At 64.4% G+C, this 16,926-nt stretch carries 18 protein-coding genes and 1 tRNA gene; 11 read left to right on the top strand and 8 right to left on the bottom strand.

Features of this window, described 5'->3' with window-relative positions:
- Positions 1-201: 201 nt before the first annotated feature.
- Together rplT and rpmI are read right to left on the bottom strand one after the other, a co-directional pair.
- Positions 202-561, bottom strand: a complete 360-nt coding sequence (rplT, locus tag LPJ38_RS04015) for a 50S ribosomal protein L20 (protein WP_008539880.1) — start codon at positions 559-561, stop codon at positions 202-204.
- An 80-nt stretch (positions 562-641) separates the two neighbouring features.
- A complete protein-coding gene (gene rpmI / locus LPJ38_RS04010; protein ID WP_008539890.1) occupies positions 642-842 on the bottom strand; it encodes a 50S ribosomal protein L35 in 201 nt (66 codons plus the stop codon).
- 274 nt (positions 843-1,116) lie between these two features.
- On the opposite strand from rpmI, the gene LPJ38_RS04005 reads away from it, so the two are divergent.
- Complete coding sequence (locus LPJ38_RS04005) at positions 1,117-1,521, top strand: hypothetical protein (protein ID WP_145630443.1); 405 nt, start codon at positions 1,117-1,119, stop codon at positions 1,519-1,521.
- 110 nt (positions 1,522-1,631) lie between these two features.
- On the opposite strand, the gene infC is transcribed toward LPJ38_RS04005, so the two are convergent.
- The gene (infC, locus tag LPJ38_RS04000; RefSeq protein ID WP_145630623.1) at positions 1,632-2,171 is read right to left on the bottom strand and encodes a translation initiation factor IF-3; all 540 of its coding nucleotides are present in this window, start codon (positions 2,169-2,171) and stop codon (positions 1,632-1,634) included.
- 260 nt (positions 2,172-2,431) lie between these two features.
- On the opposite strand from infC, the gene LPJ38_RS03995 reads away from it, so the two are divergent.
- Both LPJ38_RS03995 and LPJ38_RS03990 read left to right on the top strand, forming a co-directional pair.
- On the top strand, positions 2,432-3,232 hold the full coding sequence (locus LPJ38_RS03995) for an alpha/beta hydrolase (RefSeq protein WP_145630444.1): 801 nt from the start codon (positions 2,432-2,434) through the stop codon (positions 3,230-3,232).
- A 145-nt stretch (positions 3,233-3,377) separates the two neighbouring features.
- Positions 3,378-3,845: a nuclear transport factor 2 family protein gene (locus tag LPJ38_RS03990; protein WP_145630445.1), complete on the top strand. Its 468-nt coding sequence runs from the start codon at positions 3,378-3,380 to the stop codon at positions 3,843-3,845.
- Positions 3,846-3,944: 99 nt separating this feature from the next.
- Here the strand turns inward: LPJ38_RS03990 and LPJ38_RS03985 are convergent, their stop codons facing one another.
- From LPJ38_RS03985 to LPJ38_RS03975, 3 genes are all read right to left on the bottom strand, one after another.
- Positions 3,945-4,742 carry an acyl-CoA thioesterase domain-containing protein gene (locus tag LPJ38_RS03985; protein ID WP_145630446.1) on the bottom strand — a complete coding sequence of 266 codons (798 nt, stop codon included), beginning with the start codon at positions 4,740-4,742 and terminating at the stop codon, positions 3,945-3,947.
- Positions 4,743-4,924: 182 nt separating this feature from the next.
- Positions 4,925-6,061, bottom strand: a complete 1,137-nt coding sequence (queG, locus tag LPJ38_RS03980) for a tRNA epoxyqueuosine(34) reductase QueG (protein WP_404438246.1) — start codon at positions 6,059-6,061, stop codon at positions 4,925-4,927.
- A 118-nt stretch (positions 6,062-6,179) separates the two neighbouring features.
- Positions 6,180-6,872, bottom strand: coding sequence for a glutathione S-transferase family protein (locus LPJ38_RS03975; protein WP_145630448.1), 693 nt, complete (start codon positions 6,870-6,872; stop codon positions 6,180-6,182).
- A gap of 169 nt (positions 6,873-7,041) precedes the next feature.
- Here LPJ38_RS03975 and LPJ38_RS03970 point away from each other — a divergent pair, with 169 nt between their 5' ends.
- The 3 genes from LPJ38_RS03970 to LPJ38_RS03960 all read left to right on the top strand — a co-directional run bounded on the left by LPJ38_RS03970 (position 7,042) and on the right by LPJ38_RS03960 (position 10,018).
- A complete protein-coding gene (locus LPJ38_RS03970; protein WP_145630449.1) occupies positions 7,042-7,848 on the top strand; it encodes an undecaprenyl-diphosphate phosphatase in 807 nt (268 codons plus the stop codon).
- Positions 7,849-7,949: 101 nt separating this feature from the next.
- Entirely contained in the window at positions 7,950-9,275 is a 1,326-nt protein-coding gene (locus tag LPJ38_RS03965) for an FAD-binding oxidoreductase (RefSeq protein WP_145630450.1), read from the top strand.
- Positions 9,276-9,277: 2 nt separating this feature from the next.
- Positions 9,278-10,018, top strand: coding sequence for an SDR family oxidoreductase (locus LPJ38_RS03960; protein WP_145630451.1), 741 nt, complete (start codon positions 9,278-9,280; stop codon positions 10,016-10,018).
- A 191-nt stretch (positions 10,019-10,209) separates the two neighbouring features.
- On the opposite strand, the gene LPJ38_RS03955 is transcribed toward LPJ38_RS03960, so the two are convergent.
- Positions 10,210-11,175, bottom strand: coding sequence for a complex I NDUFA9 subunit family protein (locus LPJ38_RS03955; protein ID WP_145630452.1), 966 nt, complete (start codon positions 11,173-11,175; stop codon positions 10,210-10,212).
- A 151-nt stretch (positions 11,176-11,326) separates the two neighbouring features.
- Here LPJ38_RS03955 and LPJ38_RS03950 point away from each other — a divergent pair.
- Positions 11,327-11,413, top strand: a tRNA-Leu gene (locus tag LPJ38_RS03950).
- 268 nt (positions 11,414-11,681) lie between these two features.
- Here the strand turns inward: LPJ38_RS03950 and LPJ38_RS03945 are convergent.
- A complete protein-coding gene (locus LPJ38_RS03945; RefSeq protein ID WP_145630453.1) occupies positions 11,682-12,953 on the bottom strand; it encodes an MFS transporter in 1,272 nt (423 codons plus the stop codon).
- Between the two features lie 271 nt (positions 12,954-13,224).
- Between LPJ38_RS03945 and LPJ38_RS03940 the strand changes: the two genes are divergently transcribed.
- From LPJ38_RS03940 to LPJ38_RS03925, 4 genes are all read left to right on the top strand, one after another.
- Entirely contained in the window at positions 13,225-14,547 is a 1,323-nt protein-coding gene (locus LPJ38_RS03940; protein WP_145630454.1) for a UbiA family prenyltransferase, read from the top strand.
- A gap of 114 nt (positions 14,548-14,661) precedes the next feature.
- A complete protein-coding gene (locus LPJ38_RS03935) occupies positions 14,662-15,276 on the top strand; it encodes a ribonuclease D (RefSeq protein ID WP_145630455.1) in 615 nt (204 codons plus the stop codon).
- 164 nt (positions 15,277-15,440) lie between these two features.
- The gene (lptC, locus tag LPJ38_RS03930) at positions 15,441-16,181 is read left to right on the top strand and encodes an LPS export ABC transporter periplasmic protein LptC (RefSeq protein ID WP_145630456.1); all 741 of its coding nucleotides are present in this window, start codon (positions 15,441-15,443) and stop codon (positions 16,179-16,181) included.
- A gap of 5 nt (positions 16,182-16,186) precedes the next feature.
- Positions 16,187-16,909, top strand: a complete 723-nt coding sequence (locus LPJ38_RS03925; protein WP_167520346.1) for an LptA/OstA family protein — start codon at positions 16,187-16,189, stop codon at positions 16,907-16,909.
- Positions 16,910-16,926 lie beyond the last annotated feature (17 nt).

The following is a 16,926-nucleotide window of genomic DNA, read 5'->3' as shown; positions in this document are numbered from 1 at the left end:
ATCCCTTTTGGCCAGGATGCTGAGCCGATGATCCTAGCCCGTCACGCCCGGCCAAAAGCGCGAAGCGCGTCTTCGCGTTAGATTCGCCGGGCATCCACGTCGGAGAAGTGTATGCGCGAGAGATGACGGCCGGGGCGATGAAAGCGCGAGACGCGCCTGTGCCCTGGCCATCACAAGCTGAACGCTGCGCAGAGCGGCGGCTTACGCCGCCAGCGCGGCCTTGGCCTTCTCGGCGATCGCCTGGAACGACGCAGGCTCGTTGATCGCGAGATCCGACAGCACCTTGCGGTCCACAGTGATCCCGGACTTAGCCATGCCGTCGATAAACTTGCTGTAGGTCAGTCCGAACGGACGGACGGCCGCGTTGATGCGCTGGATCCAGAGCGCGCGGAACGTCCGCTTCTTGCGCTTGCGGTCGCGGAAGGCATACTGCATCGCCTTCTCGACCGCCGGCTTGGCGGCGCGGATGGTGTTCTTGCGGCGGCCATAGAAGCCCTTGGCGGCCTTGTAGACTTTCTTGTGCTTGGCGTGGGCGGTCACACCGCGTTTGACGCGAGACATGACAAAAATCCTTCAGAGATGACTTGGTTTTCGGATCGCCGCGCGATGCGCGGCAGCGGTGGCAGTGATCGTGGACGCGATCAGGCGTTCGGCAAGAAGTACTTCTTGACGTTGTCGCCGTCGGTCTTGAACAGCACGCGGGTGCCGCGGAGCTGACGGATCTGCTTCTTCGTCCGCTTGATCATGCCGTGACGCTTGCCGCGCTGGGCGTGCATCACTTTGCCGGTGGCAGTCACCTTGAAGCGCTTTTTAGCGCCCGATTTGGTCTTCAGCTTGGGCATTTGGCTCTCCTATGGCCACAACAGAAATCCGCCCGTGAAGGCGGCTGGCCGTCTAAAATGCTCGTTAGAGCGTTGATTGTGCTCAGGTTTTTGCGAACAAGCGCGAAACCCGCACGAACACCGCCACGGCAGCCCTTAATCAGCCGGGCGATGAAGGCTGGGCTTATGACAGAGGACGGGCCGATTGGCAACGATGAACCGCCGGAACCTGCCCGCAGACTATTGGAGGTTGCCACCCCAATGTCCCACGCCTTCATGTCCCGGAGCAGGACCCATGGCCCGTTTCCCGCAATCGATTTCCTCTTTCTCGACCCTCGCCCGTCCGCGCCGCCTGGCGCTGCTCGCCGTGCTCGCCGCCACCATGATGCCTCAGGCGGCCGATGCCCGCGCCGGCGGCTATGACGGCATCTGGAACGTCACCTTTGCCACCACGCGCGGCAATTGCAGCTCCGGCTACAGCGTTCCCTTCAGCGTCACAGGCAGTCGCGTCTCCTCCGCCGGCGGCGGCCGGGTCTCGGGCAAGGTCAACCGGTCCGGCGCCGTCGCCGTCCAGGTCTCGGTCGGCGCCTCCCACGCGACCGGCGGCGGCCGGCTCGCCGGCGTGAACGGCGCCGGCTCGTGGAAGGGCGTCATTTCCGGCGATCCGTGCAGCGGCACCTGGCAGGCGACGCGGACGTAGTCGCCAAGAGGCTGGTGCGCTCCCTCGCCCGCAGGCGGGAAGGTGAACAACAAAACGGCCCGCCGGAGATCCGGACGGGCCGTTGAGCTCTCAGTCCTGACAAACCGGCGTCAGCGCGGCGCCAGCACCATGACGACCTGGCGACCTTCGAACCGTGCGTCCTGCTCGACCTTGGCGAGTTCGGCGACGTCGGTCTTGATCTTGTCCAGCAGCTTGGTGCCGATCTCCTGGTGCGCCATTTCGCGGCCGCGATAGCGCAGCGTGATCTTGACCTTGTCGCCCTCTTCGAAGAACCGCTGCATCGCGCGCATCTTCACGTCGTAATCGTGATCGTCGATCATGGGGCGGAGCTTGATCTCCTTGATCTCGACCGTCTTCTGCCGCTTGCGGGCTTCCGCGGCTTTCTTCTGAGCGGAATACTTGTATTTCCCGTAATCCATGATCTTGCAGACGGGAGGGCTGACGTTCGGCGAAATCTCGACCAGATCCATGCCGGCTTCCTGGGCCATCTTGATGGCCACGACCGTCTCGACCGTGCCTTTGTTGTCACCGGTCTGATCGATCAGCTGGATCTGCGCATTGCGAATATCATCATTGATGCGCGGCCCGTCTTTGCTGGCAGCGGGCGGAGCTTTATTGGGACGGCGAATGGGTGGTTCTCCAAAGTTGTGAAAGAAGCAGCTATCTTGAAGGAAGATGCGTTTGCCGGCAAGCAAGTCGCCCGTGTGAGACGCGAAAAACCCTCAAATGCGAGGCATTTTGGTCACGCCCTTTCCCACGCCGACCGACATAGACACCTTGCCCCTGTTCCGCAAGCGTCCCAAGGGTCAATGCAGGGTCAATGCCGGGTCGGGCCGCGCGACAAAGTCCGTCCGAGCGGCTCAAACTGCACAGCCAGAGTAAACGTTCCATGACCGATGCAATTCCCGATAGCGTGCTCGAGTTCATTACCGTCGGCGAAGGTCCGTCGGCGCGTAGGATCGCGGTGCGCCGACGTACCGGAGAGGGCCCCGGACTGGTCTGGCTCGGCGGATTCAAGTCGGACATGCAGGGCGGCAAGGCCCTGGCGCTGGACGGCTGGGCCAGGGAGCACGGCCGTGCTGTGGTCCGGTTCGACTATTCCGGTCACGGCGAATCCGGCGGCGAATTCGTCGATGGAACCATCGGGCATTGGCTGGAGGATAGCATGGCGGTGTTCGAGCGCTTCTGCGCCGGCCCACAGGTTCTGATCGGCTCCTCCATGGGCGGCTGGATGGCGCTGCTGCTCGCGCGCGAGATCAGGAAGCAGCAAGAGAAGGAGCAGGCCAGAGCGTCGCTCGCGGGTCTCGTCCTGATCGCGCCGGCGCCCGATTTCACCGAGGAGCTGATGTGGAAGAATTTCCCTTCTTCGGTGAAGAAGGAGATCGAGACCAAAGGTGTCTGGATGCGGCCGTCGGAATATGGCGACGGCTCGCCCTATCCGATCACGCGAAACCTGATCGAGGAGGGGCGCAATCATCTCTTGCTCGGCAGCGCCATCGATCTCGGCTGCCCCGTCCGCATCCTGCAAGGCGCGAAAGACCCTGATGTGCCGTGGCAGCACGCGTTTGCCTTGACGCATCGTCTGCCCGCCGACGACGTCGTGCTGACCATGATCCAGGACGGTGACCACCGCTTGTCGCGCCCGCAGGACATCGCGCGAATTCTTGCGGCGGTGGCGGAGATCGGGTGAAGTTGTTTCTACAATGCACGCTGTCATCGTCCGCGAAGTCGGACGATCCAGTACGCCGCGGCGATTGTGACTGAGCCGGGAAGCCTCGGAGTACTGGATGCCCCGCCTTCGCGGGGCATGACAGCAACGGCAAGGAGAAGCGCCGATGACCACCACCGCCATGCTGCGCGCTTTCTGCGACGCGGTCGAGCAGCGCAACGGGAAAGCCTTCGCTGAGCTGTTCACCGAGGATGGCGTCTATCACGACGTTTTCTACGGCGCCTTCGTCGGCCGCGCCAAGATCGCCGAGCTGATCGACGACTGGTTCTATCGCACGGCGACCGACTTCCGCTGGGACATGCACGCCCCCGTCACCGACGGCACCACGCTCTATGCGCGCTACACATTCAGCTATCGCTCGACGCTGTCGGAAGCGAACGGCGCGCGGGCGATGTTCGAGGGTGTGGCGATCATGACGCTGAAGGACGGCAGGATCGCGAGCTATCACGAGGTCGCCAATACCGCGCCGGCCTTCGTCGACCTGAAGTTTGCGCCCGAGCGGATCGCGAAGATCGTCGCCAAGCAGGGCGCCGAGCTGAAAGCGCGGCCGGAGATGCAGCGGCATCTGGCTTAAGTCGTCATTCCGGGGCGCGCGGAGCGCGAACCCGGAATCCCGAGATTGCTGCGCGAGATTCCGGGTTCAGCCCTGCCGGCTGCCTCGGAATGACCGAGTCTACCTTTTCGACGGATTCGCCATCGGCTTGCGCTGCGCCAGCGCGGCGACGGTCGCGGTGCCGATCGGGCCTTCTTCGTCATAGAGCCAGCATTCGCCGATCGCCACACCATCGGTGGCGTGATGGTTCACCACCTCGAAGCCGATCCAATTTGTCACCGGCAGGCGGTGCAGATAGATGGTGACGTCGCTGTTGATGTAGCCGAGCCCCTTGTCGCCGGCATTCGCAAACGGGCTGGCGAAATCGGCGCCGGTGGCGACATGCACGAACGGCGTCATCGGCACGCCCGCGACGAGCTCGCGCACCTCGCTCATCCAGAGTTTTCGCGGTCCAAGCGAGCCCATATGGCCGACGATGGGACGTGTCGCCCATTTGCCGTTCATGCCGAGTCTGGGATCGGTGGGTTTCGGAATGTCTGATGGCTTCGGCACGTCCCAGTTCGGCGGCGACCAGACATTGCCTTCAGGATTTTGCGTTCGCCGCAGCAGCTGGCACGAGGCACGTGCCATGCTGACACCGCCGGAGACGAACTCCGCCTCCACCACACGGATGCGCATTCCGTCGCGCACGAGGCGCGTCGTCACTTGAATCGGCTTGTCGATGGTCGGCAGCCGAAACATGTCGACGGTGAGCCGCGCCGGCACGAATTCGGGTCCGGAATGGCGCTCCTCGATGGCGAAGCCGAGCAGGCCGATGATGACGCGTCCGTGCAGCGATTTCGGATCCCACGGACCATTCGCCACTTCCGTCGGATGGAATGTATCGCCGTCGCGGGTGAAGAAAGGCATGTTTGTCATGATGCGCGAGATTGAAGAAACGCGCGGGGAAATCAAGGGTGGTGGTGCGCGCAACGACGCGACAATAACGGTGTCATCGCCCGCGAAGGCGGGCGATCCAGTACGCCGAGGCAGCAGTGATCGAGTCGAGAAGCCGCGGCTTACTGGATGCCCCGGTCAAGCCTGGGCATGACAGCGGTGGATTAGGAGAAGGCGTGCCACTCCTCACGCACACTCTCGTCGGATTCTTTGTCCAACGCAGCGTGCCTCAACTCGGCACACTCGTCCCGCGCCACCAACTGCCCCAGCGCCCACACCGCAGCGCCACGCACCAGAGGACTCGCATCCTCCAGCAATCGCCGCGCCTCACCCGCCAGCGCAGCATCGCCCGAGTTGCCGATCGCGATCAGCACATTGCGCACGAACCGATCGCGGCCGATACGCTTGACCGGAGATTTCGTGAACAGCGCACGGAATGCCGCGTCGTCCAGCCGGGCGAGCTCAGCGAGAGAAGGCGCCCGCAATGCGTCGCGTGCGGCGAGTTTCGCTTCCCGTCCCTCCTGCGCGAACTTGTTCCACGGGCATGCGGCGAGACAATCATCGCAACCATAGATGCGATTGCCGATGGCCTTGCGGAATTCGCGCGGGATCGGTCCCTTGTTCTCGATGGTGAGATAGGAGATGCAGCGCCGCGCATCGAGCTTGTAGGGCACGGGAAATGCCGCGGTCGGGCAGATGTCGAGACAGGCCCGGCACGAGCCGCAATGGTCGATCTCGGCCTCGTCACGCGGCAGGTCGAGCGTGGTGTAGATCGCGCCGAGGAACAGCCATGAGCCGAACTCGCGCGAGACGAGATTGGTATGCTTGCCCTGCCAGCCGAGGCCTGCGGTCTGCGCCAAGGGTTTCTCCATCACCGCCGCGGTGTCGACGAACACCTTCACCTCCGACGGCGCGGTTGCGACCAGCCAGCGCGCGAGCGCCTTCAGCCGCTTCTTGATGAGGTCGTGATAATCATCGCCCTGTGCATAGACCGAGATCGCCGCGTGTGTGCGCTGCTCCAGGATCGCGAGCGGATCCTGGTCGGGGCCGTAATTGACGCCGAGCATGATCACAGAGCGCACGTCTTGCCACAGCCCGCGCGGATCGACGCGGCGCTCCGGCTGCGCCGCGAGCCAATCCATGTCGCCATGGCCACCCGAGGCAATGAATTCGAGAAAGTATTTTCCCGCGTTCTCGATCGTGCCAGGTGCGGTGATGCCGATGCAGTCGAAGCCGAGCGCGCGCGCTTCGCGTGCAAGCGCGGTACGAAGCTCATCAATGTCGATGCTGGGTTTAATCACCGATGCATCCACACGCGTCATGGCCGGGCTTGTCCCGGCCATCCACGTTCTTGTGTAGTCCTCACCGAGACAGGAAGTGCGTGGATGCCCGGGACGAGCCCGGGCATGACGCGCACCATCAGAAATCCAGGTCCACGTAGGTCCGCGACGCCGGCACGCCGGCCAGCCATTCGCTCAGCAGCGGACGGAACGACGGGCGGGATTTCACCCGCGCGTACCACGCCTTGGCTGCGTCGTCCTCGCTCCATGGCACGTCGCCCAGATAGTCGATCGCCGAGAGATGCGCCGCGGCGGCGAGATCCGCGTAAGTGAGCCGGTCGCCGGCGAGGAAGTTGCGAGTCTGCGCCAGCCAGCCGATATAGGCCAGATGATAGCGTACGTTCGCCTTGGCGGCGCGCATCACGTCGGCCGAGGGCGGGCCGCCGCCGTCCTCCTCGTTCATGAACCGCTTGTAGATGCGCTCGGTGACGAGAGGATGCGAGACCTCCTCGAAGAACTTTTCGTTGAACCAGGCCATCAGCCGGCGCACCTCGACGCGCTCGGCAATCGTCTCCGGCATCAGGCGCTTGGCGCCCATCTCGGCACCGTAGGCCTCGTCGACATATTCGGCGATGATCGCCGCGCCCGGAATCGGCGGCTGCTCGTCGTCCACCATCACGGGCGTCGTGCCGGCAGCATTGAGCAGCAGAAACGCCTCGCGCCGCTCCCAGCTGCGCTCCTCGACCAGCTTCAGGTCGAGCCCGTATTCACCCACGATCAGGCGGATGAAGCGCGAATGCGGACAGAACGGATGATGAAACAGCGTAAACATGAAGCCTTTGACTATTTGATGGTGCTTAAGAATCCATCAATGTTTGTGCGGCGCCACACTAGTCCTTCAAAACCGCGAAGCAAGGGCGTGATTTGGCATTTTGCGATTGCGGCATGGGGGCGAATAGGCGAGAAGGGCCCCGCTTTTCCAGCCGAATTGGACCGTAAATATGTCAGATGCAATACGGGCAGTGATCCTCGGCATCATCGAGGGCGTGACCGAGTTCCTTCCCGTGTCCTCGACCGGTCACCTGCTGCTTGCCGAGCGCTTCTTTCACCTCGGCGAAGGTGCCTTCTGGGATTCGTTTACGGTTCTGATCCAGCTCGGCGCGATCCTCGCGATCGTCGGGCTGTATTTCAGGAAGCTGTGGGACGTCGTCATCGGCTTCTTCAGCGGCGATGCCTATGCTCGCCGCTTCGTGATCGGCGTGCTGGTCGCATTCCTGCCGGCTGTCGTCGTCGGCCTCGTGGCCGGCAAATATATCAAGCTCCTGCTGTTCAATCCGTGGGTCATCTGCTTCACGCTGATCGTCGGTGGCGCCATCCTGCTCTGGGTCGACAAGCTCGAGCTCAAGCCGCGCGAGCATGATGCCACGAAGTTTCCGCTGCTGATGTATCTCTATATCGGCATCGCGCAGTGCGTGGCGATGATCCCGGGCGTGTCGCGTTCCGGCGCCAGCATCGTGGCCGCAATGCTCCTCGGCGCTGACAAGCGCGCGGCGGCGGAGTTTTCCTTCTTCCTCGCCATCCCCACCATGATCGGCGCGTTCGCCTACGATTTCTACAAGAGCCGCGCCGAGATGACGATGGATAACATCAACATCGTCGCGATCGGCTTCGTGGTGTCATTCATCACTGCAATCATTGTGGTGAAGACGTTTTTGACCTATGTCACCCGGCACGGTTTCCTGCTGTTCGCCTGGTGGCGCGTCATCGCCGGCACGCTCGGCCTGATCGCGCTGGCGCTCGGGCATTAACCTCTCGGGCTACACTTCCACCTCGCCTTCAACGCAAAATAAGCTTTTGATCGGTAGTCAGTTTCCAACGCCGGGCGCGCGTCCGGCACAGGAGCTGAGCCATGACCCTCGTCAGCGGCTGGGGGCGCTTCCCGGTCGTCGATAGCGACGTGCTGCGTCCGCGCTCGTTCGCGGCGGTCGGCGAGGCCGTCGCGGCCGGCACGATCGCGCGCGGCAACGGCCGCGCCTATGGCGATGCCGCGATCGGAACCGTCCGGACCGTCACGATGACCGGCTTCGACCGGGTCAGGTCGTTCGATCCCGCAACCGGCCGTATCCGCCTCGAAGCCGGCGTGCTGCTCGCGGACCTGATCGAGACCTTCGGTCCGCGCGGCTTCCTGCCCTTCGTCGTGCCCGGTACGCGCTTCGTGTCGATCGGCGGTGCCGTTGCGGCTGACGTGCACGGCAAGAACCATCATTGCGAGGGCGGCTTCGGCCGCTATGTCGACAGCATCTTGCTGCGCACCGGGCAGGGCGAGGTGATCGAAGCCTCGCGCGAGCAGAACTCTGATGCGTTCTTCGCGACGATCGGCGGCATGGGCCTGACCGGCATCATCCTGGAAGCGACGATGCGGCTGCGCACCGTCGAAACCGGATGGATTCGCGAGCGCGTGATCTGTGCATCCGATCTCGACGCGGCAATGCGCGCGCTCGATGCGGGCGATAGCGCGACCTATTCGGTGGCGTGGATCGATTGCGTGGCGCGCGGCAAGGATCTCGGCCGCTCGCTGATCTATCTCGGTGAGCATGCCGGCAAGGACGAGCTCACGGAGGGTGCCGCTGCATTTCCTGTCGGCAAGGATTCCGGCCTCGGCGTGCCCGTCGATCTGCCCGCGATGACGCTGAACCGCTACAGCATCCGCGCCTTCAACGAGATGTATTACCGCATGGGTGCACGCCGCGCCGGCGGCAGCCGGGTGGTCTCGCTCTATCCTTATTTCTTTCCGCTCGACAGCATTGCCGACTGGAATCGCATCTATGGCAGGCGGGGTTTCCTCCAGCATCAATGCGTGATCCCGGAAGCCGGTGCGCGCGATGTGCTCGGCGAGATCCTCGAGCGCGTCGCACGGCGTGGCGATGCTTCCTTTCTCGCGGTGCTCAAGAAGCTCGGCCAGGGCGACGGCATCCTGTCGTTTCCGCTGCCCGGCTACACGCTGGCGCTGGATTTCCCCGTGCGGGGCGACATCCTGAATTTCCTCGACGAGATCGATCGCCTCGTCGTCGCCGCGGGCGGGCGGCTCTATCTTGCCAAGGATGCGCGCCAGTCGCGCGCGACCTTCGCGGCCGGCTATCCCGCCTTGCAACGCTTCAACGCGATCCGCAAATCGCTCGATCCCGCCGGCAACATCCGCTCGAAGCTATCACAACGTCTGTTCGATGAGGTCTAGCCGTGATGTCACGCAAATCCGCTATCGTGCTGGGTGGCTCCTCCGACATCGGCCGCGCCACCGCGCGCGCCTTCGCCAAGGCGGGATACGATGTCGCGCTCGCGGGCCGCGACGTCGCCGCGCTGGAGCCCGACGCCGCCGATCTGCGCGCGCGCTACAATGTCGAGGTGGGTCTGCATAAATTCGATGTGCTCAACACTGCCTCGTTCGATGGCTTCGTCGCCGGCCTGCCGGCGCTGCCTGACGTCGTCATCTCGATCGTCGGCCTGCTCGGCGTGCAGCAAAATGCCGAGAGCGATCTCGCCCATGCCGCCACGATCATGCGCTCCAACTACGAGGGTCCGTCGCTGATCCTCGGTCTATTCGCCGAAAAATGTCTGGCCCGCGGCAGCGGCACGCTGGTCGGCGTATCCTCCGTCGCCGGCGATCGCGGCCGCGCCTCGAACTATGTCTATGGTTCGGCGAAAGCCGGCTTCTCCGCCTTCCTGTCCGGCTTGCGCGCCCGCGCCAGCCACGGCGGCGTCCACGTCGTCACCGTCAAGCCTGGCTTCGTCCGCACCAAGATGACGGAAGGCATGAAGCTGATCGGCCCGCTCACGGTGGAGGCGCCGGTGGTCGGCGATGCGATCCTTGCCGCCGTCGGGAACAAGACCGACGTCGTCTATGTCAGCGGCAAATGGCGCCTCGTGATGCTGATCATCAAGACGTTGCCGGAAGCGGTGTTCAAGAAGCTGAAGTTTTGAGGCCGTCGTCGCGGCAGCAGTCCGCTGTCTGGCCCTGCTCGTCCCACATACTCGTCATGGCCGGGCTTGACCCGGCCATCCACGGGCATCCGTGATTGCAGCGAGACGTGGATGCCCAGGACATAGGCGAGCAAAGCGACGCCGTTCTTCGAACGGCTATGCCCGGCCATGACGACGGAGAGAGACGGGCCTCACACGCTCATGCGCTGGAACTGGCCCTGCGGGCGGAAGCGCCAGAGATATTGCGGAGCGATGGCTTCCAGCGAATCCGGCGTAATGCCGAGCCCCTCCAGCGTCAGGCTTGCCGCCTTAGCCGCATCCGACACGATATTGTCGCGCTCGAGCATCGTGACCTGGTCCGCCGTCAGCTTTAACGCGCCCGGCGCGAATTGCAGGACAGCGGCCTGGAGACGGGCGAGGCCGAACGACAGCGGGACCAGCATCCGCTCGCGGTCGGTGATCTCCAAGATGGTCTCGATGATCTCGCGCATGGTCAGCACTTCCGGCCCGCCGAGCTCATAGGTCGCGCCTGCAACGGCCTTGCCGTCGACGGCCTCGGCGATCGCGGTGGCGACGTCGCCGACATAGACCGGCTGCATCCTTGTATCGCCGCCGATCAGCGGCAGCACCGGCGACATCCGGGCCAGCGCGGCAAAGCGGTTGGTGAACTGGTCCTCGGGGCCGAACATCACGGAGGGGCGGAAGATGGTCGCCGCCGGCACCGCGGCCTTCACGGCCGCCTCGCCGGCCGCCTTGGCCTTGGCGTAGAGGGAGGGCGATTCGGCGTCTGCGCCGATGGCGGAGACATGGATCAGCTCGGCGCCGGCCGCGGCGGCTGCCTTGGCGACCGTTTCGGCCCCCCTGGCCTGGACGGCGTCGAAGGTCTGCGCACCACTTTCGGTCAGGACGCCCACGAGGTTGATGACGACATGCGAATCACGCAGCGCCGCCGCGACCGAGGCCGGATAGCGCAAATTGGCCTGCACGGTGTGGACCTGCCCGACCTTGCCGGAGGGCTGGAGGTATCCGGCCAGTTCCGGCCGCCGCACCGCGACCCGGATCCGGTAATCCCGCTTGCACAGGGCGCGGACGACATTCCGGCCCAAAAACCCCGATCCGCCGAAAACCGTGACGAGCGTGTCCAGATTCGATGCCATGGGGTCGGTTCCTGCAGGGTGGGTCGCGTATCGTCAGGCTTGTATCGGGCCGGTTTGCGATGCGCAATCGGCATCCCGAAACCGGCTTCAAGCATGAATTGACAACCGCGTCACCGAACCGTAGTAACCGCCTCCGTGCCCCAAACGGCATGCCCAGGTGGTGGAATTGGTAGACGCGCTGGCTTCAGGTGCCAGTGGCTTAACGGCCGTGAAGGTTCGAGTCCTTTCCTGGGCACCATTTGAGATTTGTGTGGCTGCGCTTGGCAGGCCGCTCCTCTAAAGATCCTTCGGGCTCTTTGACGACGAAGGCAGGCGCTCGGCCTCGCCCGCCAATCTCGCCTCCAACCGGTCAAAAACTTCGGAAATCGGCTTTCGCCGCTTCGTCTCGGCATCGGCGAGCCCACGGGCAAGCGCGGCCTTCAAGGCGATCAGCCTTGTGGGATATTTTTCAGAGCGTTCTTCTGAATTTGTAGGTTCCGCCATACTGCCTCTCCTCCGGCCGCCCCTCACACCACGCTCCGCCCCGCCCGCTCCGCCACCGCCTTCTGCACGAAATACATCATCACCAGCGTGACGATCGTCGTGGTGACGACGACGTAGCCGATCCGCTCGAAATGGAGCAGCGAGCCGTCCGCTCCTTGCGCGATGATCGCGGCGGCGAGCACCGAGCCGAGTCCGCCAGAGAGCTGCTGCAGCGAGGCGCTGACGGCGCTGAACGAGCCGCGCTGGCTCGGATCGGGGATCGCCGAGATCAGCGCCTGCGACGGGATCATGCGCGAGAAGATGCCGACGAACATCAGCACGTTGACGATGATCGCGGTCGTCAGCGAGACGTGGCCGAGATGGGTGTAGATCAGCACCATGACGACGGTCATCACGCAGCCGAACACGAAGGTCGGATATTTGCCGAACGCGTCGCTGGCGCGGCCGACCAGCGGCCCCGTAACGATACTGAACAGGCCGGAGACGAGATAGATCGTCGGGAGATGCGTGATGTCGATGCCGAGATTGTGCACGGTGAAGGCGCTGGAGAACGGCATCAGCATGTAGCCGCCCGTCGCCAGCAGCGTCGTGACAGCGAAGGCCAGCGTATAACGCGGCTCGCCGATGGTCGCGACCAGATGGCGGAACGGGTTTCTGTCCTGCTGCAGCTTCAGATGCGCGTCGACCGGCTCCATGGCGAAGGCGATGACCGCGATCGCGGCGATCGACAGGGCGACGATCGCAAAGAAGCAGACATGCCAATTCCAGTGATTGGCGAGAAACAGCCCGGCGGGAATGCCGAGCACCTGGCTTGCGGCGAAGGCGGTCTGGATGAAGCCCATCACGCGGCCGCGCAGATGCAGCGCGAACAGGTCGGTGACGATGGCGAGCACGACCGATCCGATCACGCCGCCGAACAATCCGGTCACGATCCGGCCGATCAGCAGCACATGGAAGTTCGGCGCCATCGCGCAGAGCAGCGTGCCGAGCGTGAAGCCGACATAGAAGAACAGCAAGAGGCGCTTGCGGTCGAAGCGATCGGCAAAGCCGGCGGCGAGGATGCCCGATAGGCCCGCACTGAACGCGTAGGCCGACACCGCGACGCCGAATTGCCCGGCCGTGATGTTGAGCGCCGGCATCAGGATGGCGCCGAGCGGCGACATGATGATGAAGTCGAGGATGATCGTGAACTGCGTGAACGCCAGCAGCGCGATCAGGAGCGCCTGGTAGCGCGAGAAGCCGCGCTGGCGCTCTGTCAAGTCGTCGATCGGCGCGGCGAGCGTCGGTTCGGTCATTGGCACCTGATTCACGGTCGGCGGGCGGAATGGGAACTGGGCAGATAGGGTGGGCTTGGACGATGTCCACGGGGCACGAGGCAAAAGCCCTGCTGGCTAAGGTCGCTCGCGCCGGATTGTGGGATCCGGGCAACAGGCCTGCGGCGGGCGCGGTCCGCCGCTCCGGGTGATTAAGCCGGCCTTAGCGAATGCCCTCTAGGCTCGCGACCGTCCATTTCCCTGCTCCCCGGCCGGATGCCGGTCATTTTGCGGTCAGTAAGAGCGTTTTCGGATGGAGCAGCCTGCCCGCCAGTACAACTCCAAGGCCTCCGCACCGTCGGCAATTGCGGCTGCGCGGACGCTCGTGATCGATCTCGAAGGCGCGCTGCTGCGCTCCGAGCTGCTGATGGAGGCGCTGTTCAGTGCGCCCGCCCGCATGTTGGCCCGCTTCGGCGCGGGTGGACAGGCGGGCATGGCCGCGCTCACGCGCATCCTGGCCAAGGCCGAGATCGACTACGCCCATCTGCCCTATGATTCCGATGTGCTGAACCGGGCGCTGGCAGCGCGGGCGCGGGGCGAGAAGATCTATCTCCTCGCCGGACGTTTCCCCGATCATGCCGCTGCGATCGCCGCGCATCTTGGCTTCGACGGCGTCGTCACGCCGGCCGAACTCGCCGCGGGCGAGGGGCTGCCGTTCGATCCCGGCGCGATCGAACGCATCGACAGCCGCCGCGAAAGCCGCGTCAGTTGGAAGACCTGGGCGAAGGCGTTGCGTGTCTATCAATACGCCAAGAACACGCTGGTGTTCGTGCCTGCCATCACCGCGCATCAGTTGAACCTGCCGACGCTCTCTTATGCGCTGCTGGCGTTCTTGGCGTTCTCGGCCTGCGCCTCGGGGGCCTATCTGATGAACGATCTCTTGGATCTCGCGGCCGACCGGCAGCATCCGACCAAGCGCCATCGTGCGCTCGCGGCCGGCGATCTGCCGATCTCCTCGGCGCTGATGGCCATCCCGGCGTTGTGGCTGTTCGCGCTGGTCGCCAGCCTCTGCATCTCGCCACTCTTCCTCGGCGTGCTCGGTGCCTATCTCGTCACCACGATCGCCTATTCGCTCGCGCTCAAGCGCAAGATGCTGGTCGACGTCGTGACGCTCTCGGGCCTCTACGCGCTGCGCATCATCGCCGGCGCGGTCGGCGTCGGTGTGGTGCTGTCGGAATGGCTGTTGATCTTCTCGCTGTTCGTGTTCACCTCGCTCGCTTTGATCAAGCGCTTCAGCGAGCTCAGCATGCGCGAGAGCGCAGGCCTCGCCGATCCCTCCAACCGCGATTACAGGATCACCGACCTGCACATCATCGCCGCGATGGCGGCGGCGAGCGCCATGAACGCGGTGACCGTGTTCTCGCTCTACGTCTCCTCCTCCGCGGTGACGCCGCTCTACAGCCGTCCCTGGATGCTGTGGCTGCTCACCCCGCTGCTGCTGTACTGGTTCGGCCGCGCCCTGATGATGGCGCACCGCCGCGAGATGCCCGACGATCCGATTCTCTATGCCTTCCGCGACGGTCCGAGCCGCACCGCGGTCGCGGCGATGATCTGCATCATGCTGGCGGCGATTTGACGGTGCCCGTAAGGTCACGGCCGGCGCTTGCGCGCCCCGCCGCGAGTGGGTACATCGCGAGCCATGCGGATTAGCCTAGTTGGCCGACCGACCGATTCGAGGTTTTGAAACGCCATGACCGTACGCCTGCATCGCGGCGACCTGCCCGACCTCACCCGCTACGCCGGAGCGGTGGCGATCGACACCGAGACCATGGGCCTCAATCCGCACCGCGACCGGCTCTGCGTGGTGCAGCTCTCGCCCGGCGACGGCAGCGCCGACGTGGTGCAGATCCCCAAGGGCCATACCGACGCGCCGAACCTGAAGGCCCTGCTCGCCAATCCCGCCATCACGAAGATCTTCCACTTCGCGCGGTTCGACGTCGCGGTGCTGTACCAGACCTTCGGCGTCATGACAGGGCCGATTTATTGCACCAAGATTGCCTCGCGCCTGACCCGCACCTACACCGATCGCCATGGCCTGAAGGACCTCGTGCGCGAAGTGCTCAACATCGACCTCTCCAAGCAGCAGCAGTCCAGTGACTGGGGTTCCGACAGCCTGACCGAGCCGCAGCTCGCCTACGCCGCGTCCGACGTGCTGCATCTGCATGCCTTGCGCGAGCGGCTCGATGCCATGCTGGTGCGGGAAGGCCGCAGCCAGCTGGCGCAGTCCTGTTTCGACTTCCTGCCGACTCGTGCCGTGCTTGACCTCCAGGGCTGGGCGGAAGAGGACATTTTCGCGCATTCCTGACGCCGCGCGGGCCCGCTAGATTCAGGGTTGTCGCCCCGTTTCGGACACTTTCGTAACGGCCTGTCCAAGCCTGATAATGCCGAAGGCTGCATATTTCGGCGGCGCCGGGTACAATGGGACGCGCCCTGCAACCGGACCAGGCGAGCGGCACCTCAGGAGCTCAGGTGAATTCGGCCCAGAATCCCACTTACGACGCCGCGCTTGCGGCGAAGTTTGCCAGCGCGGCGCGCCACAGCCGCCTGGTGCGGATTCTGCGCATCGCGGTACCGGGAGCGGTGCTGCTGTCCATGGCCGCCATCGTCGGCGTGTCGATCTTCAATCCGTTCCGCATGCTGATGCCGAAGCTGCCGCTCGATTCCGGAAGCCTGGTGGTGTCAGGCACCAAGATCACGATGGAATCGCCGCATCTGGCCGGCTTCACGCCGGATCAGCGGCCCTATGAGCTCTGGGCCAAGACCGCGACCCAGGACATCACCGATCCTGATCACGTCGATCTCTCCGACCTGCGCGCAAAGGTGCTGATGGAGGATCAATCCACCCTGTTCCTCGACGCCCGCACCGGCCGCTTCGACAACAAGCAGCAGCAGCTCGATCTGCGCAAGGACATCCTGCTGCGCACCTCGAGCGGCTACGAGGCGCGGCTGAACTCCGCCTTCGTCGACATGAACAAGGGCACGGTGACGTCGGATGAACGCGTCGACGTCAAGCTGACCAACGGCACGCTGAGCGCCGACCGGCTGCGGATCACGGAAGGCGGCGAGCTCATCCGCTTCGAAGGCAACGTGGTGATGCACCTCGACAAGCTGGAGGAGCCCGCCGCCGCGCAGCCTGCGCCTCAAGCCGAGCCCGCGCCCCTGCCCGCGAAGACGCGGACGCCTCAGAACAAATCTGCCAACTCGAAGTGATTTTCATGAACGTTTTTTTCTCGCGCAACGACAGCAAGCGCAGCGTGATCATCCGCGCCGCAGCAGCGCTGGTCGCAGCCGCCGTTGCACAGGGCGCCGGCGGAGCTGCCCTTGCGCAGACCTCGATGCAAGGCGTGCCCAACGCGATGCAGGGTTTTACGCAGAACCGCGATCAGCCGATCCAGATCGAGGCGGCCTCGCTCGAGATGCGCGACAAGAAGAAGGAGGCGACCTTCGCCGGCAACGTGAAGGTCGTGCAGGGCGACACCACCATGACCTCGAAGACGCTGGTGGTGTTCTACGATTCCGGCGGCGACAAGCCCGCCGCGCCGCCACCGGGGGCGAAGGGCGCCAAGGCGCCGATGCAGTCGGCGACGCCGGGCCCGGGCGGCAGCTCCTCGATCAAGCGACTGGAAGCACGCGGCAATGTCGTGGTCACCCAGAAGGACCAGGTGGTGACAGGCGAGACCGCCGTGTTCGACACCAGGACCAATCTGATCACCATGCTCGGCGGCGGTGGTGGCCAGGTGGTCCTGACGCAGTGCAAGAACGTCATGCGCGGCGACCGGCTGACCGTCGACATGACCACGGGGGTATCGCGCGTGGAATCCGACACTGGCCGGGTCCAGGTCCTGCTGCCGCAGGGCGCCGGCAGCGACTGCGGTCAGGGTGCCAAGCCCGGCGCCGCGCCGCCTGTGCAGATCCCAGGCACAAGTAAACAAAAGTAAATTCAGGCACTTGCTCC

The sequence above is a fragment of the Bradyrhizobium daqingense genome, from assembly GCF_021044685.1.
GTDB classification, from domain to species: Bacteria; Pseudomonadota; Alphaproteobacteria; order Rhizobiales; family Xanthobacteraceae; genus Bradyrhizobium; species Bradyrhizobium daqingense.
This window is presented reverse-complemented; position numbering and strand designations above follow the sequence as displayed.

What these genes read in the sequence shown, in the direction of transcription:
- rplT (WP_008539880.1), bottom strand. Translation starts at nt 561, where the DNA reads ATGTCTCGCGTCAAACGCGGTGTGACCGCCCACGCCAAGCACAAGAAA.
- rpmI (WP_008539890.1), bottom strand. Translation starts at nt 842, where the DNA reads ATGCCCAAGCTGAAGACCAAATCGGGCGCTAAAAAGCGCTTCAAGGTG.
- LPJ38_RS04005 (WP_145630443.1), top strand. Translation starts at nt 1,117, where the DNA reads ATGGCCCGTTTCCCGCAATCGATTTCCTCTTTCTCGACCCTCGCCCGT.
- LPJ38_RS03995 (WP_145630444.1), top strand. Translation starts at nt 2,432, where the DNA reads ATGACCGATGCAATTCCCGATAGCGTGCTCGAGTTCATTACCGTCGGC.
- LPJ38_RS03990 (WP_145630445.1), top strand. Translation starts at nt 3,378, where the DNA reads ATGACCACCACCGCCATGCTGCGCGCTTTCTGCGACGCGGTCGAGCAG.
- LPJ38_RS03985 (WP_145630446.1), bottom strand. Translation starts at nt 4,742, where the DNA reads ATGACAAACATGCCTTTCTTCACCCGCGACGGCGATACATTCCATCCG.
- LPJ38_RS03975 (WP_145630448.1), bottom strand. Translation starts at nt 6,872, where the DNA reads ATGTTTACGCTGTTTCATCATCCGTTCTGTCCGCATTCGCGCTTCATC.
- LPJ38_RS03970 (WP_145630449.1), top strand. Translation starts at nt 7,042, where the DNA reads ATGTCAGATGCAATACGGGCAGTGATCCTCGGCATCATCGAGGGCGTG.
- LPJ38_RS03965 (WP_145630450.1), top strand. Translation starts at nt 7,950, where the DNA reads ATGACCCTCGTCAGCGGCTGGGGGCGCTTCCCGGTCGTCGATAGCGAC.
- LPJ38_RS03955 (WP_145630452.1), bottom strand. Translation starts at nt 11,175, where the DNA reads ATGGCATCGAATCTGGACACGCTCGTCACGGTTTTCGGCGGATCGGGG.
- LPJ38_RS03945 (WP_145630453.1), bottom strand. Translation starts at nt 12,953, where the DNA reads ATGACCGAACCGACGCTCGCCGCGCCGATCGACGACTTGACAGAGCGC.
- LPJ38_RS03940 (WP_145630454.1), top strand. Translation starts at nt 13,225, where the DNA reads ATGGAGCAGCCTGCCCGCCAGTACAACTCCAAGGCCTCCGCACCGTCG.
- LPJ38_RS03935 (WP_145630455.1), top strand. Translation starts at nt 14,662, where the DNA reads ATGACCGTACGCCTGCATCGCGGCGACCTGCCCGACCTCACCCGCTAC.
- LPJ38_RS03925 (WP_167520346.1), top strand. Translation starts at nt 16,187, where the DNA reads ATGAACGTTTTTTTCTCGCGCAACGACAGCAAGCGCAGCGTGATCATC.